Source organism: Marinobacter nauticus ATCC 49840 (genome assembly GCF_000284615.1).
GTDB classification, from domain to species: domain Bacteria; phylum Pseudomonadota; class Gammaproteobacteria; order Pseudomonadales; family Oleiphilaceae; genus Marinobacter; species Marinobacter nauticus.
Genome location: NC_017067.1, coordinates 3,025,851 through 3,040,595 on the forward strand (window position 1 = coordinate 3,025,851; position 14,745 = coordinate 3,040,595).

13 protein-coding genes are annotated in these 14,745 nt (G+C 59.3%); 8 read left to right on the plus strand and 5 right to left on the minus strand.

Annotation, left to right across the window (positions count from 1 at the left end):
• Positions 1–12: 12 nt before the first annotated feature.
• Positions 13–1,953 carry a methyl-accepting chemotaxis protein gene (locus MARHY_RS14105; RefSeq protein ID WP_041654984.1) on the minus strand — a complete coding sequence of 647 codons (1,941 nt, stop codon included), beginning with the start codon at positions 1,951–1,953 and terminating at the stop codon, positions 13–15.
• A 183-nt stretch (positions 1,954–2,136) separates the two neighbouring features.
• Here MARHY_RS14105 and MARHY_RS18775 point away from each other — a divergent pair, with 183 nt between their 5' ends.
• Positions 2,137–2,313: a DUF6435 family protein gene (locus MARHY_RS18775; RefSeq protein ID WP_011786463.1), complete on the plus strand. Its 177-nt coding sequence runs from the start codon at positions 2,137–2,139 to the stop codon at positions 2,311–2,313.
• Between the two features lie 33 nt (positions 2,314–2,346).
• Here MARHY_RS18775 and MARHY_RS14110 read toward each other — a convergent pair whose 3' ends face one another.
• A complete protein-coding gene (locus MARHY_RS14110; protein ID WP_041654986.1) occupies positions 2,347–2,691 on the minus strand; it encodes a chaperone modulator CbpM in 345 nt (114 codons plus the stop codon).
• Positions 2,692–2,702: 11 nt separating this feature from the next.
• On the minus strand, positions 2,703–3,662 hold the full coding sequence (locus MARHY_RS14115; RefSeq protein WP_014422401.1) for a DnaJ C-terminal domain-containing protein: 960 nt from the start codon (positions 3,660–3,662) through the stop codon (positions 2,703–2,705).
• A 255-nt stretch (positions 3,663–3,917) separates the two neighbouring features.
• Here MARHY_RS14115 and MARHY_RS14120 point away from each other — a divergent pair, with 255 nt between their 5' ends.
• The 7 genes from MARHY_RS14120 (at position 3,918) to MARHY_RS14150 (ending at position 11,205) form a co-directional block, all read left to right on the plus strand.
• Complete coding sequence (locus MARHY_RS14120) at positions 3,918–4,691, plus strand: SGNH/GDSL hydrolase family protein (protein ID WP_050999021.1); 774 nt, start codon at positions 3,918–3,920, stop codon at positions 4,689–4,691.
• A gap of 67 nt (positions 4,692–4,758) precedes the next feature.
• The gene (locus MARHY_RS14125) at positions 4,759–5,781 is read left to right on the plus strand and encodes a hypothetical protein (protein WP_014422403.1); all 1,023 of its coding nucleotides are present in this window, start codon (positions 4,759–4,761) and stop codon (positions 5,779–5,781) included.
• Positions 5,782–5,838: 57 nt separating this feature from the next.
• On the plus strand, positions 5,839–7,074 hold the full coding sequence (locus MARHY_RS14130) for an MFS transporter (protein WP_014422404.1): 1,236 nt from the start codon (positions 5,839–5,841) through the stop codon (positions 7,072–7,074).
• 90 nt (positions 7,075–7,164) lie between these two features.
• The gene (locus MARHY_RS14135) at positions 7,165–7,866 is read left to right on the plus strand and encodes a DUF3348 family protein (protein ID WP_226374341.1); all 702 of its coding nucleotides are present in this window, start codon (positions 7,165–7,167) and stop codon (positions 7,864–7,866) included.
• Positions 7,863–9,935, plus strand: coding sequence for a DUF802 domain-containing protein (locus MARHY_RS14140; RefSeq protein ID WP_014422406.1), 2,073 nt, complete (start codon positions 7,863–7,865; stop codon positions 9,933–9,935). Before MARHY_RS14135 ends, MARHY_RS14140 begins: the two co-directional genes overlap by 4 nt.
• Complete coding sequence (locus tag MARHY_RS14145) at positions 9,935–10,588, plus strand: OmpA family protein (RefSeq protein ID WP_041654988.1); 654 nt, start codon at positions 9,935–9,937, stop codon at positions 10,586–10,588. Before MARHY_RS14140 ends, MARHY_RS14145 begins: the two co-directional genes overlap by 1 nt.
• Before the next feature lie 2 nt (positions 10,589–10,590).
• Entirely contained in the window at positions 10,591–11,205 is a 615-nt protein-coding gene (locus MARHY_RS14150; RefSeq protein ID WP_041654991.1) for a DUF2894 domain-containing protein, read from the plus strand.
• A gap of 45 nt (positions 11,206–11,250) precedes the next feature.
• Here MARHY_RS14150 and MARHY_RS14155 read toward each other — a convergent pair whose 3' ends face one another.
• Both MARHY_RS14155 and MARHY_RS14160 read right to left on the minus strand, forming a co-directional pair.
• Positions 11,251–12,204 (minus strand): transglutaminase family protein, encoded by a 954-nt coding sequence (locus tag MARHY_RS14155; protein ID WP_014422409.1) that lies wholly within the window; start codon positions 12,202–12,204, stop codon positions 11,251–11,253.
• 10 nt (positions 12,205–12,214) lie between these two features.
• Positions 12,215–14,719, minus strand: a complete 2,505-nt coding sequence (locus MARHY_RS14160) for a circularly permuted type 2 ATP-grasp protein (protein ID WP_014422410.1) — start codon at positions 14,717–14,719, stop codon at positions 12,215–12,217.
• Positions 14,720–14,745: the final 26 nt, after the last annotated feature.

The following is a 14,745-nucleotide window of genomic DNA, read 5'->3' on the forward strand; positions in this document are numbered from 1 at the left end:
TGTCCGGGTCTGCTAGACCCGGAACTGGGATGCCTTTGTTTGCAGGGCCGACAGGGTGCTTGCTATTTCACCGCTGGCCTCGTCCGATTGCGTTATGGAATCAACGGTTTCCCGGGAGGAATCGGCGATTTCACGCACGCTGACACTGACTTCGCTGGCGTGCCCACTCTGATCTTCCGCCACCCCGGAGATCTCAAGGGCCCGCTGCTGAAGGCTGGCCAGCAGTTGGTTAATGCGGTCGAAGTGCTCATCGGCCCGGTGGAACTCGGTTGAGGATTCCGCGACCTGACCGGACACATCGTTAATGGTGCTGACGGCCTGACGACTGCCCTGCTGCAACCTTTCGATAATGGCCTGAATCTCGGTGGTCGACTCCTGGGTTCGGCTGGCCAGAGTGCGTACTTCATCAGCCACCACCGCAAACCCTCGACCGGACTCGCCAGCCCGCGCCGCTTCGATGGCGGCGTTCAGTGCCAGCAGGTTGGTCTGCTCCGCGATAGCTCCGATCACGGACAATACCGAGCCAATCTCTTTGCTCTGGGTATCCAACTGATTGACCGCCGCGACCGCCTGCTCAACGTTCCGCACGACGCTGTCGAGACGATCACGCACTTCTCGGGAGATCTCCGCCGTGGCCGCACTTTCGGCGCTGACATTCCGGACTTCGCCGGCGATATCCTGCACATCACCGGCGACTTCGGAAATGCTGCGCGACATCATCTCCATGGTGCCGGAAACCTGGGCGACACCCTGCTCCTGACGATTCACCGCGGCCACGGCGCGGCGACTGATATCCCGCTGGGCCTGCGCCTGGCCGGCGGCGGACTCTGCCGACGCCTTGACGTCTGAGACCAGTTCCTGGATCCGAGCAATAAACCGGTTTACTCCGTGCCCCATTTCGGTCAGTTCGTCATTGCCTTTAAGGGAGACTCTCCGGGTGAGATCGGCTTCGCCATCGGCAATCCCCCAGATCGCCTGGCTAAGGCGGTAAACCCTGGGCAATACGCCGCCGCCCAGCACCAGGGCCACAAGCACAACAAGGGTTACGACCGACACCACCGCCAGAAGCGACAGCTTGGTGGACAGGCTCTCGGCTTCGTCATTCAATGCCTGCACGGTGTTTTCCATGCTCGTGCGGGTTTCTGTGTCCATGGCTGCGAGCTGCTGTTGTAACCGCTGGTTTACCTGCTCCGTTTCGGTGCCAAGTGTCTCCCTGAGTGCATCAATACTGTCCGCAATGGTTGCTCCGAATTCCGCCTCGAGCTGAGTCAGGTCACGATTGATGCCCTCAAGCGACAACCCAAGTTTCAGCTCGCCGATGGCCGAACCCTGTGGCGCAATATCCGCGCTGATGATCACCACATCGGGATCCCGGCTGGCAGCATCCAGGACCCGATTTGCAGCACCACGACCTTCCCCCTGCTCCATAAGAGTGCGAACACGATCGTCCGTGCGATCCACATAGCGGGTCAGACGCTCACCGTATTGATCGTAATAAATCGCAAACAGAACAGACTCCCTGGCATCGGCCAGTTCCACCAGGTCGGTCAGGCGTGGGATGTCACGATCCCAGATCAGAGGCGCAGCGACGGCAGCCAGCACCTCGGCAAGCCCCTGGGCTTCCGCCATAACGGCTGTACGAACATTACCGGCCACACGCTCCTGCTGCTCGGTCTGCTGGCGGGTGAGTTCCGCGGAAAGTTCGTCGGTGGTTTTCTGGCGCATGCGCTCAAGCCGGCCCCGGACATCTTCCCGGGTTTCACCAAACGAGGCGCTGACATTATTGCTGCTGGCTTCCAGCGCGGTGCCTGCGGTTTCGACCAGCCGCTCAACCTGGTTCGATATCAACCATTGGCTGACAACGACCTGTATCAGGCCAGCAACCAGAAGCACAATGAACACCGGCCGCAACAGACGACTGGTCACGAGGTGTTTGAAAAAACGTATGGACATAGGGACTCCGCTAGTGTTCGCGCGCAAAGCATCCTGCACACCGACAGCCGGCTCCCTGCCGAGTTTCTGTCTTTATGTATAGCAAAAGGCGGGCCTATGTGGGCAGCAATCCAGGTTCTAGAGTGAACTACGCCGGCCCGACAGCGTATATGCTGAAACACTGAACAAGAGGAGAAGCCAGCCATGCTGGGATTTCTGAAGGGCGACCCGAAGAAAAAACTGCAGAAAGCCTATGAGGAAAAGCTCGCCAAGGCGCTGCATGCACAGCGTAATGGCGATTTGCGTAGTCACGGCACGCTGATGGAGGAGGCGGAAAAGATTTACGCCGAAATACAGGCACTGGAAAAGTCCGGGCGCTGAAACAGGCGTTCAGCCCCCGGGACAATAATACGCCTACTCGCCCATCAGTTGACGAATGCGCTGGTTCAGACGGTCCACCTCCCGCCGCATGTCCTGAACTTCATCCAGCAGCTCCAGCGACATCGCCAGCCCCGGCAGGTTGAGTTTGAGATCCCGCTGCAGGCGCAGCGCTTTCTGCAGGCGACTCAGCGCGGCCACGTCGAATTGCCACTGGCGCATTTCCGGCACCTCGTCCAGTGGCTCAATGACCCCATAATCCACCAGTTTGATCACAAACTCTGCATGGCAGTCCCCGCGTTCGCAGATTTCCCGAAGCGAGAAGGTGCTGCCATCGGTGTCGGTGACTTCCACCGTCAGAATCCGGTCTTTGCTCGTCATGTTCGCCTCCCTCACACGTGCAGCTTGCTGCGCGGATTAAAGCCTTTCTCCAGCTCAGCCAGCTTCTCGTAGAGTGCTTCAGCTTCCGCCGTGTGCTGTTCCGGCATGGCCACTTGCAGTACCACAATCTGGTCGCCCGGATGTTTACCCGGGAAGCCTTTGCCCTTGAGCCGGAGTTTCCGCCCGCTGGTGGCCCCCTTCGGAACCTTCACATTCACCTTTCCGCTCACCGTTGGTACTGTGACCGTCGCACCCAGGGCGGCCTCCCACGGGGAGATTGGCACAGTAACCAGCACATCCCGGCCCTCAATGCTGAAGTGCGGGTGGGGCGCCAGTTCCACTTCGATAAACAGATCGCCAGACTCACCGCCACCAACGCCGGGCGCGCCCTGGCCTTTGAGCCTGATGTGCTGCCCTTCCCGCATGCCCGCGGGGATCTTTACTTTCAGGGTCTTCTGACGTGGTATCAGGCGGCCCTGGTCATCCGGTTCATGAACCGTAAACGACACCTGTTTCTCGCAACCGTTAAAGGCCTCTTCAAGAAACAGGGCCAGCCGGGCATGCACATCCTCACCCCGCATTCTCATGCTCTGGCGAAAACCGCCACCACCGAAGCCTCCACGCCGGCCTCCGCCGAAGATTTCCTCAAAAAAATCACTGAACTGACGAGCGTCGGCCTCTGTGTATCCTCCGCCGCCAAAGCCGGAGGCACTCTGCCAGCCCGGTGGCGGCTGGAATGAACCATCGTCTCGGGTACCGTACTTGCGCAACTGGTCGTACTCGGCCCGTTTCTCCGGGTCCTTCAGTACTTCATACGCTTCGCCCACTTCTTTAAAACGGTCGCTCGCATCGGCCTCTTTGCTGACATCCGGGTGATATTTCCGCGCCAGCTTTCGGTAAGCCTTCTTGATTTCCTCGGGCGTGGCAGACTCACTCACACCGAGGACGGCGTAATAGTCTTTGAAATCCATGGCGCTCCTCGCATCTGAGCAAATAGGTTTCTCTGATTACCTATATTTGACGCTGATGGAAAAAATACAAGCCAGTGCTGACCGCCACTTGAGACAGGTCAAGCACTGAGAGGTGGTTCACAATGACCGACTGATGGCCGGATCTGACAACTCCGAAGCCTCTTCTCCCATTCTGCAAACCAGCGCCCATGGACGATATTGAAAGGGCAGTACCCATAGACGGACCGTCTATCCCTTACACAAGGAGTTCAAACAATGACAATTAATGAACACCGTTCGTTCCTGCCCGATCTCCTGGGCAATACCCTCAAACCAGCCGTGGCACTTGGCGCAGCACTGCTGTTTACCGGCTGCAGTGAACTCGGCTATCTGCTCAGTAACGACAAGGTGACCGACGCCGATAACGACCAGGTCGTTTTCGTTGGTGATTCCATCTTTGCCCTCTCCGGTGAAATCCAGAATCAGCTGGAAGCAAAAGCCGGCGAAACCTTCCGGCGCTACACGGTCTCCGGTGCAGAGCTGTCCGGTGAGCTGATTGCCCCGTCTATTCCCAATCAGTTCCGGGAAGCCGTCACAGACAACCCGGATATCAAAACCATTGTCGGTGATGCCGGCGGGAACGATATTCTGATTCCGGCGATTGCCTTCAACTCCAACAACTGCAAGACACCCTGGTGGCGCTTCGGGCGCCTGAGCCAGCAATGCCGGGATTTCATCGATGATATCTATGTGGAAGGCGTGGATTTCCTGAACGAGATGGCGGAAGCCGGCGTTCAGAAGGGCATTCTTACCGGCTACTACTACACCAAGAACGGCCTGTTCCGGCTGGATGACATGAAAGAGGCGGTGGACTACGGCAATGCCACACTGGCCCGGGCCTGTGAAAACTCGGTACTGGACTGCACATTTGTGGATCCGCGCTGGGTTATCAACGACCGCGACATCATCTTTGATGGTATCCACCCGGCGGATAGCGGTTCGAAAAAGATCGCTGATCTGATCTGGCCGAAACTGCAACCACTCCTCTGAGCCCAGGTGTCCCGGCCGAACGGCGGCCGGGACCGCATTCGGCAAAACCAATAGCAGGACCGCTGCAATGAAACCACTCAATTCCGTATTGGCGCTCGGTGCCCTGGCCTTAGTGATTGCGGGCGGTTTTCATTACTGGCCCGAGTCATCAGAGCCGGCGGCTATGCAAGCGCCCAATGGCTCCACCCGGTCGCGTGCGGCAGCGACGTCCGCCGCCGAGCCAACCCAAAGCGGCGACCAACGCGTTGTTGAACTGGCCGTTAAGTACCTGGAACTGTACGGCGACACCATCACCGAGCCGGCCACCCAGGCACGTCTGTATAACGAACGCCGAAACCTGTTGGCGCGTTATCCGGATTCCGGTGACGAGCTTTTCCAGTCCGCCATCACCACGGCCTTTCCAGAACTGGCCGACAGCATTTTCGCGTTATTGGCCAAGCTGGACCTGTACAACCGGTGGCTCGACAATCACGAGCTTCGTTTACAGGGGTTGCCGGACATGGAACGCTACGCCGAGCTCTGGCAGCAACGCGAAGCGATTTTCGGCCCCCTGGCAAGCCAGATCTGGGCCGAGGAGCAGAACCCGGTGGAAGCCAAATCGGACCAGTTCCAGCAGACTCTGGCGCGGCTGGACCAGGCCAACCAGATGCCACTGACCGAACTGGCTCACCAGCTACAGACCACCGCAGACGAACTCTATGGTGCCGATCTGGCCCGGCAACTGGCGGGTTCCGGTGCGACCGGCCACGCCCTGTTCTCCATGGACAGCGTTCAACAGCAACTCGCCAGCCTGCCTGCAGACAAACGCCAGCAAGCCATCAACGCTCTGCGCCGTCAGATAGGCTACTCCGAAGAGGCCGTTCGCCAGTTGGCCGAGGAAGACCAGCGCCGGGAGGAAAAATGGCAGAAAGGCAAAGCTTATATGGCCGAAAGACGCGCCCTGGAGAACCGCCTGAACGGCGATCAACTGGAGGCTGCGTTAACGGATCTTCGCCAGGAACATTTCGGGTTTTCTGCCCCGACCATCGAACGGGAAGAGGAAGAGGGCTTTTTCCGGTTTGAGCGCGAACGCCGCTACGGCTTGAATTAGCAAGCTAACGTCCATCCTCATAATCGCTTATAGCCGTTAGAGCACCCAATCCTGACAATGGCGGACTTTCTCTTCCCTGATGGAATCAAGGAGATCAGATTGAGCGCCGCCACCCACAATCCCGATTCGGGCCTTCCGACCTGGCTGATTGTCTTTGCGCTGGCGATGGGCGGCTTTGGTATCGGTACCGGTGAATTCGCCATTATGGGATTGATGCCCAATGTTGCTCAGGATCTCGGCGTTTCTGAACCACAAGTAGGCCATCTTATCTCCACCTATGCGCTGGGCGTGGTGGTCGGTGCGCCCATTCTGGCCATTCTCGGCGCGCAACTGTTCCGGCGGCAGTTGCTCATACTACTGATGTCCTTCTACGCGCTGGGCAACCTGGCCAGTGCCCTGGCCAGCAATTACGAATCCCTGCTGGTTTTCCGGTTTATCGCCGGACTGCCCCATGGCGCCTACTTTGGTGTTGCGGCCCTCGTGGCAGCCTCACTGGTGCCGGTACACAAGCGGGCCAAGGCGGTGAGCCAGATCATGATGGGGCTGACTCTTGCACTGCTGATCGGCAATCCCCTGGCCACGGTGATGGGGCAATCCATGGACTGGCGCTATGCCTTTGGTTTTGTTGGCCTGGTGTCTTTACTCACCGCGGTGCTGGTAACCCTGTTCCTGCCCAAAAATCCTCAGGAACAAAGGCACAGCCCGTTAAGCGAAATCCGCGCCTTTAACAAACCACAAATCTGGTTTGCACTGGCCATTGGCGCTATCGGTTTCGCAGGCATGTTCGCTGTGTTCAGTTACCTTGCCCCGACACTGCTGGAAGTCACTCGAGTGGATGCTGCCTGGATTCCCGTGGCCCTGGTGGTATTCGGGTTGGGCGGTTTTGTGGGCAACCTGCTTGGTGGCTGGTTGTTTGACCGGCTGCAATTCCGGGCCGTTGGCGTGATCCTGGTATTCAGCGCCATGATTCTGAGCGTCTTTCCTTCTGCCACAGGCTCATTGCCCGTCTTGCTCGTGGTCTGTTTCCTGACCGCCTTGATGGTGGCCCTGGGCCCGGCGCTGCAAACCCACCTGATGGATGTGGCAACCGGCGCCCAGACTCTGGCGGCTGCCTCCCATCACGCCGCGTTCAATCTTGCCAATGCCCTGGGCCCATGGCTGGGCGGGATGGCCATTACCGCCGGCTTCGGCTGGCAGTCCACTGGCTACGTAGGAGCTGCAACCGCCGTAGCCGGGCTGATGATTTTCCTGGTTGCCTGGCGCCGGCCTGAGCCGGTGCCTGAGGCCAGATAGGCGCTCATTTCTCACGCTACAGTCATTATCATTCACTCCGCTTAGCCAGTAGAATAGCGAGCTTTGAACGCTACCTGTGCGGAAACCGGAGTGAAACCCCAGCCAATGCCCTCGCAACCTCTGGCAAATACTGGTCCCAGAGCCAGGCTATTGCGCCAACTGGATGATTCAGCGACAACGCTGGATGGCAGCCAGTTGCCCTGCTTTGCAGAGCGACTGAGCCGGCTGTTCGGCCTGGGCGACACCATGACCCTGGATGCGGCCATTGGTTATCGGGCGAAACAGCCAGGCACGCCTCAGGGCGCCGTGGTAGACCGGTTAACCGAGGAGCTGACGACGATACGCAGGGCACTGGTTCAGCGTATTCGCGGGTTTGGCTCAGATCTGGAGTTTGATGGTGAACCCGAGCTTGAAGCCGCTCTCAATGCCTGGCTCGCACTCCAACGCAAAGTGGCGGCCAACAGCCGTCAGTTGCGGGACAAGGTTCGAAAATCGATGAAAGATCAGGGCCCGAAGCTGGCCCACCTGGCCGAATTGGACGCCGTGTTTGATCAAACGATGGCCGGGTATACCGCACAGTGTTTTTCCCATATTCCCAAGGTACTTGAACCACGATTCGAGCACCGATCGACCACCCCGGAGCAAAGCCCTACCCCGGCCACAACAGCCGACTGGTTCCACCGTTACTGCGAGGAAGCGCAGTCTTTGTTACTCGCTGAACTGGATGTTCGGCTGGAACCGGTTCTGGGTTTGCTGGAGGCTTGCCACAAAGAGGTTAACAACACCCCATGAGTAAACTGTTCTTTACCCTGGCGTTTGCCATCGGCCTGGCCGTGGTAGCCTGGATTGGTGCCGGATTTGTCGGTTCCGACCTGCTGGCGCTGGCGTTTACCGGGCTGATTGGCGCCGTTTACTGTCTCGGCTTTGGCGAACTGGTGAATTTCCGCCGACAGACCCGCGAACTGAACGCACAGGTTCATCAGTTACCTGAAAGCCAGGAGCAGGTTAACCACTGGCTTGGCACACTGCCCGCTCCGATGCAGTTCCCGGTGCAACGGCGAATCGAGGGCCATGCCGCCGCATTACCCGGCCCGCAACTGACACCCTACCTGACCGGCCTGCTGGTGATGCTGGGCCTGCTGGGCACCTTTGCGGGCATGATTGTGACCCTTGGCGGCGCCGCCTCGGCCCTGGATAACAGCACCGAACTGAGCGCTATTCGCAGCGCACTGGCCGCTCCGATTGCCGGCTTGAGTCTCGCCTTCGGCACCTCCATTGCCGGCGTGGCCGCCTCCGCCATGCTGGGGCTGGCCTCTACCCTGAGCCGCCGGGACCGGTTGCAGGCGTCCCGCGCCCTGGATAGTGCGCTGCGAGACAAGCTGCATCATCTATCTACAGATCATCAACGCCACCAGGCGTTTCAGGCACTGGAAAGCCAGGCCAAAGCCCTGCCCGAAATGGCCTCGGCCATGGAACGCATGACGGCGCGCATGGAGCAACTTGGCCAGCAACTGGAACAGTCCCTGACTCACAACCAGCAGGAATTCCACAGCACGGTCGGCCGCCACTATCAGACCCTGGCCGACTCCGTAGCCAACTCCCTGACAACGGCATTGGACAACACTGCAAAGCAGGCGTCAGAGCGGATTGAGCCCATAGTTGTCCAGGCCCTGGAGCAACTTCAGAAGGATGCTCACGGCCTGCAACAAAGCTGGGCAGATAATGCCCGTGAACAACTCACGGAATTGATCTCCGGGTTTCAGGCAGTTACCACGGAGGCGGGCGAACGCTGGCAGCAGAATCTGATTGCACAACAGGCCCAGAACCAGGAGACGGTGGCGACCCTCTCAGAGCAGAACGAACAAAGTCAAAGCCAGTTGCAGGAACAACTCCACACCTGGCTTGGCGCCATCAACGACCAGCACCAAACCTGGCTCAAGGAACAACAGCAACAACTGGTACAGAGCTGTGAACGCCTGAACAATGCCGGAGCTGAGGTGTCGCAACACTGGCAGGCCGGTCTGGCCCGACAGCAGGCTCAAAGTGACGACATGCTGGCAGCGTTCAATGAGGCGCTGACTCAATACCAAAGCCATTTCCAGACCAGCAGCACCGGGTTGATTGAGCAGCAACAGGCCGGGCTGGCGGAACTGCTCAGCACCGTTGGCGCTCAGCTCGATCAACTCCGGGAACAGGAAAGCGAACGAGCCCGGGCTGCAAACGAGCGAATGGAACAACTGGAAGCCACAGCAGCACGCCACCTGAGTGAGCTGGGCACTGCACTGGAAGCGCCCATGACCCGCCTGATTGAGACGGCTTCGGAAACACCGAAGGCCGCCGCCGAGGTGATCCGACAGCTGCAGTCGGAAATCGCCCGCAACAGCGAGCGGGAAAACGAGCTGCTGGAGGAACGCCAGCGACTGGTTCAGGAGCTGGACACCCTGCTGGAGAACCAGCGCAGCACCGCTGACAGTCAGCGGGAGGCGGTGGATACGCTGATCCGCGGCGCCGGCGAAACCCTGACCGGCATCAGCGAGCGCTTCAACACCCTGATCCAGGAACAGAGCCAGCAACTGGGCAAACTGGGCAACGACATTACCGGCAGCAGCCAGGAAGTCGGCGCCCTGAGCGATGCGTTCATGCAGGCCATTGAGCTGTTCAGCCAGTCCAACCAGCAGGTCATCGCCGGCCTGGCGGACATCCAGGCAGCGCTGGACAAGGCCGGCACTCGACACGATGAGCAGCTGGCCTACTACGTCGCCCAGGCCCGCGAAGTGATTGATCTCAGCGTCAGTGCCCAGAAAGATGTGATTGATGCCGCTGCGGCACTGCGCCGGGCAGAATCCAGCGAGGCCGGGTGATGGAACAGCTGGAAGGCGGCGAACAGCAATCGGCACCGGTCTGGGCCATTTTCTCGGACCTGATGGCTGCTTTGGTGGGTATTCTGGCGCTGATTCTTGTGTGGGTGATCGGCATTCAGCTGGAGCTCAGCCAGTCCCTGGCCGAGGAGATCGAGAAGCGGGAAGCCGAAGAGCAGCGCCGGATGGCCCTGGAGCAAGCTCTCGAAGACCCTCTCACCAAAGGTCTGGTGACGTTCCGCGATGGCCGTATCGGCATCAGCGGGAACGTATTGTTCGAGCTGAATTCAGATCAGTTGCAGGCCGAAGGTGAAGAAGTACTGCATTCACTGATTCGCCCGTTACAGGCCTACCTGGAACAGCACGATGAACTGCTGATGGTGAGCGGATTCACCGACGACTTGCCGATGCATCCGGGCAATCGTTATCAGGACAACTGGGGCCTGTCGGCTCAGCGGGCCCTGACGGTTACCCGAACCCTCACAGAGCTGGGTTTGCCCAATGACCGGGTATTCGCTGCCGCCTTTGGTCCTCACCACCCGGCAGTACCCAACGTCGATGCCGAATCCCGGGCCCAGAACCGGCGGGTGGAAATCAGTACCGTGCCAAGGGCGCCTTCGTCGGCTGAGAATACTGAAACCGGGGAAGGTGATTGACCATGAGCGAAGCCCCCGGCCCATCCTTGCTGGAAAGCCTGAGGCAAAACGGCGCCGATCAGAATGACCCGGTTCGGTTCCGCTATCTGGAGTCTTTCGAGCGAAGACTGCGCTCAAAGGGGCTGCATAAGGGAACGACGCACTGGCGGAAGCTGGAACAGGCGATATCGGACTATCAGGCAAGGCTGGACAGTGCCGGGCAGCGCGATGAGCCCACACCCGATGTCGGCGGCAATTCGCCTCTTTCCGGGTTGCTGGACCAGCTGAATGAAACCCCGGAGGCATCGGTTGAAGCGCCGCAATCGGTTCTGGAACAACGGGTATTCGGACCGTCGCCACAAGACCCGCCAAAGGCACATCCAGCTTCAGCACCCAATAACCCGCGCCCCCTGAAAGCCATGATCAGAGCCCAGGCGAACCAGGGCCATCACGTTATTGCCGAGCGAATTCGACACGCCATTGAAAGCACTCCGAAAGAAGCGGGGCCTATGAACGCGCATCGGTTGGTAAGCCGGGCTATTGCTGAAATGCAGACGTTGTCACCGGAGTATCTGGCACGATTTGCTCGTTACACCGATACGTTGTTGACGTTGGAGCGGCTGGCGAGAAAGGGCTAGAAAAACGCTTTTGTTCCAGCCCTGGCAATGAATGACGACCTCAACTCAGGGAGAGAGTTCTTCCAGGTAGGTTTCTCCATCTCCGTATAGCGAGGCAAACTCCTCCTCCGGAACAACGGTCACAGCAATCTCCGGTTCATGGTCACCACCGCCCAGCAACACGCCCCGCATCGGCGTTATATCGGAGAAGTCTCGCCCCCAGCCGAGGGTAATGTGCTCCAGGTCGGGCCTCAGCGCGTTGGTGGGGTCCAACTCCAGCCAACCGAAATCCGGCACGAACACCGCTACCCAGGCATGGGTGGCATCGGCACCGACCAGCCGCTCCTTTCCTTCGGGCGGGTGAGTCAGGATATAACCACTCATGTAACGGGCCGCCAGTCCCACCGAACGCAGGCAGGCGATCATAATATGGGAGAAATCCTGGCAGACCCCACGACGGGCCTTGAACGCCTGCTCCACAGGGGTGAAGGTTTCGGTCGCCGTCGCATCGAAGCGGAAGTCGCGATGGATCATCCGCATCAGGGCATCCGCTGCTTCCACCAGGGGGCGTCCGGGGAAAAATGCCTCGCGTGCATAAGCGGCGTACTGGGAATCGATGGGTACGTTGGTGGACACAAACCGGAACGCCGTGGCTTCGAGATGTTCCGGCGAAAACGTCCTGTCCGCCCGATACCGCAGGCTGTCACGCACGCTTTCCCAGGGTACTTTTGCCGCAGTTGCCGACGGTTTCGGTCGATCGCGCAGTTCCACCCAGAACTCGCTGATGATCTCCAGATAGTCGTGATCACCAGTGAAATGAATCTTGGTAATCCGGTTGCCAAAGCAGTCCAGGAAGGAACGACGTGCCGATGGGTCCGGTGAGATCGCCAGGTGATGCTCAAGATTCCGCTGCCAGGGCAGCGCTCGTGGCGTCAGCCTGAGCAGGTGATGAGACTCACCCACCACCTGGTCGTAGTGGTAGAGGGTCTCATGACGCACATGGTAACGGACAAATGTCATGACAGGCGCCTTAATCCGCTTTCACCGGCCGGTCGGAATACCGGGTGTGAATAAAACACTGCCGTTGGATTTCATCCGATACACGATAGGCTTCTGACCGGATATCACACAAGAGCTCTGCCAGAGCTTCGCAGGCCTGATCCGGGTGCTTGCGCTCAAACGGGTGCAGATCCAACCCTTGTAAACGACGCAGGGAGTCATTCAGATCAGGGGAAAACAGCTGTCCGGTTTTCTGACCCATTTCGGGTAAATCCTTCTGCAACTGGCGCAACTGGAACATCACAGAATGGGGGTTGCTCGCGTCGATCACAATGGTGTGAAGCACCCCCAGAAGCTCTGGCGTCCGGCGATATCGGGTCCGGTAGGTCACTTCCGAGTTTGCTACTTCCAGCAGCCACTCCAGCATGGCGTTACGACTGAAGCGGTCACTGAACAGCGGCACACAAATCAGGGTGCACAGATTGGCCAACCGCTCCAGGCGCCGCCCGATCACCAGGAAAACCCAACTGGCGTCCCGCGTGATGTCATCCATGGCAAATCCAGCCAGCGATATGCAATCCAGCAACACCAGATTCAACGCCCGGATCGATTGTTCTGGCGTCGCCGGCGCCGGACTGAGAGGTTTCCCCACCCGGTTGAGTGTGTGCCAGTTGTCTGTGGACAACCGGTCCCGGACCTGACTGGCATTGAACAGCAAGGCCTGGATGATCGACGCAATCGACCCCGGGGATTCCTGGTCACTTACTGCTCTCAGCAAGGCCTCGGGGAGGGGCTCGGGTACGACATCTTTTTCCGGCTCAGGAAGCGTACCGAATTGCTCGGCCGCCTGCTGGAGCCCTAGCAGAGCCTCCTCGCTGGCCTGATCGTGCCCCGACAACCGGTTGAACGCTGCCCTCAGCAAGCGAGCCGTGCCTTCCGCCCGCTCAGAATGCCGGCCCATCCAGAACAGATTTTCGCCCACACGGGACGGCGTGTCCCGCTCGCCATCCAGCAGGTCGGAAACCTGCAACCGTTTCTTGATCAGCGATTTGGATGGCGCAGTGTAACGCGACTGTACCCAGGTATCCTTCGACAACCCGCCCCGCTGCATGGAGATGACCTCCACGCCCTCATCCATGGCGACACGGGTCAATCCACCGGGCATCACCCGCCAGCCGGAGGGCGTGGCCGCCGCGAACAGGCGCAGGCCAATAGACCGGGTTGCCAGCGGCTGGTTCTGATCACCCTTCCAGACCGGGGCCTGAGAAAGGTGAACCAACTCCTGCCCGACAAAAGCATGGGGGTGGGCATTCATCTTCTTGATGAGTGCGGTCCGTTCTGCCCCCTTCATCTGATAACCGAACACCGGCTCCATGCGCATACTCGCAAATGCCGGTTTGATGACCAGTTCATCGAGGTGCTCAATGACATAGTCCAACGCGGGTTTTTCACCACACCACCAGGAGGCCACGGATGGCATAGCCAGAGGTGAACCCAGCAGTTTTTTTGAAATCTCCGGCAGAAAACCGAACAGCGCCGCACTTTCAAGAACGCCGGAGCCCAGGGCGTTTGCCATCAGCACTTTGCCGGCTCGCACAGCACCCAGCAAGCCGGGGATACCCAACACGGAATCGGCACGGAGTTCCAGCGGATCACAAAAGCCATCATCGAGCCGGCGATAGATGGCATGCACACGACGCAGGCCCTGAAGTGTTTTCAGGTAGACCGTGTCATCGCGCACGGTGAGATCCTGACCTTCCACCAGAGGTAAACCGAGGTAGCGGGCAAGAAATACGTGTTCGAAATAGGTTTCGTTAAAACGGCCCGGTGTCAGAAGCACACACAACGCGGTCTCATTTCGCGCCGGAGACATGCTCGCAAGACTGTTCTGGAACCCCTGGAAGAATTCCGCCAGGTTGGTCACTGGCAGGTTGTGGAAGGGCGCGGGGAACGCCCGGGAGATGACCAACCGGTTTTGCAGGGCGTAACCCGCCCCCGAAGGGGCCTGGGTCCTGTCCGCCATCACCCACCAGCCGCCATCCGGCGCCCGCGCCAGATCCACCGCATAAAGGTGAAGGAAGCGGCCACTCACCGGCTGTATGCCCTGGCAGGGCCATTGAAAACCCGCCTGACCGTAAACCAGGGCCGGCGGCATCAAGCCCTCTTTGAGCAACGCCTGATCGCCATACAGATCGCCCAGAACGCTGTCCAGCAGTTCAGCTCGCTGGGCGACCGCTTTCGAAAGCCATTGCCACTCATCCGCGCCCAGCACCAGCGGCAGCAGATCGACTTCCCAGGGCCGGGTATCGCCACGGGGATCCTCGTAGACGTTGTAGGTTACCCCGTCTTCGGCAATCGCGCTGGAAACCGCCTGAGCCCTGAGATTGAGACCGGCAACCGACTCAAGGTTCAACTGTTGCAACAACGGCCGCCAATGGGGCTTTGGCCCGGAACCCAGTGAACCAAGCTCATCAAACCGATCCGGCACCGGATGGTACTGGCGGAGGATGTCCGTTACTGCGCGCTGCTTCGCCACCGTGAATTCGGGCTCCGTTAGTCAAT

Coding starts and splice junctions, on each gene's coding strand:
- MARHY_RS14115 (WP_014422401.1), bottom strand. CDS start 3,662: ATGGATTTCAAAGACTATTACGCCGTCCTCGGTGTGAGTGAGTCTGCC.
- MARHY_RS14150 (WP_041654991.1), top strand. CDS start 10,591: ATGAGCGAAGCCCCCGGCCCATCCTTGCTGGAAAGCCTGAGGCAAAAC.
- MARHY_RS18775 (WP_011786463.1), top strand. CDS start 2,137: ATGCTGGGATTTCTGAAGGGCGACCCGAAGAAAAAACTGCAGAAAGCC.
- MARHY_RS14145 (WP_041654988.1), top strand. CDS start 9,935: ATGGAACAGCTGGAAGGCGGCGAACAGCAATCGGCACCGGTCTGGGCC.
- MARHY_RS14105 (WP_041654984.1), bottom strand. CDS start 1,953: ATGTCCATACGTTTTTTCAAACACCTCGTGACCAGTCGTCTGTTGCGG.
- MARHY_RS14125 (WP_014422403.1), top strand. CDS start 4,759: ATGAAACCACTCAATTCCGTATTGGCGCTCGGTGCCCTGGCCTTAGTG.
- MARHY_RS14130 (WP_014422404.1), top strand. CDS start 5,839: ATGGCGGACTTTCTCTTCCCTGATGGAATCAAGGAGATCAGATTGAGC.
- MARHY_RS14110 (WP_041654986.1), bottom strand. CDS start 2,691: ATGACGAGCAAAGACCGGATTCTGACGGTGGAAGTCACCGACACCGAT.
- MARHY_RS14140 (WP_014422406.1), top strand. CDS start 7,863: ATGAGTAAACTGTTCTTTACCCTGGCGTTTGCCATCGGCCTGGCCGTG.
- MARHY_RS14120 (WP_050999021.1), top strand. CDS start 3,918: ATGACAATTAATGAACACCGTTCGTTCCTGCCCGATCTCCTGGGCAAT.
- MARHY_RS14155 (WP_014422409.1), bottom strand. CDS start 12,204: ATGACATTTGTCCGTTACCATGTGCGTCATGAGACCCTCTACCACTAC.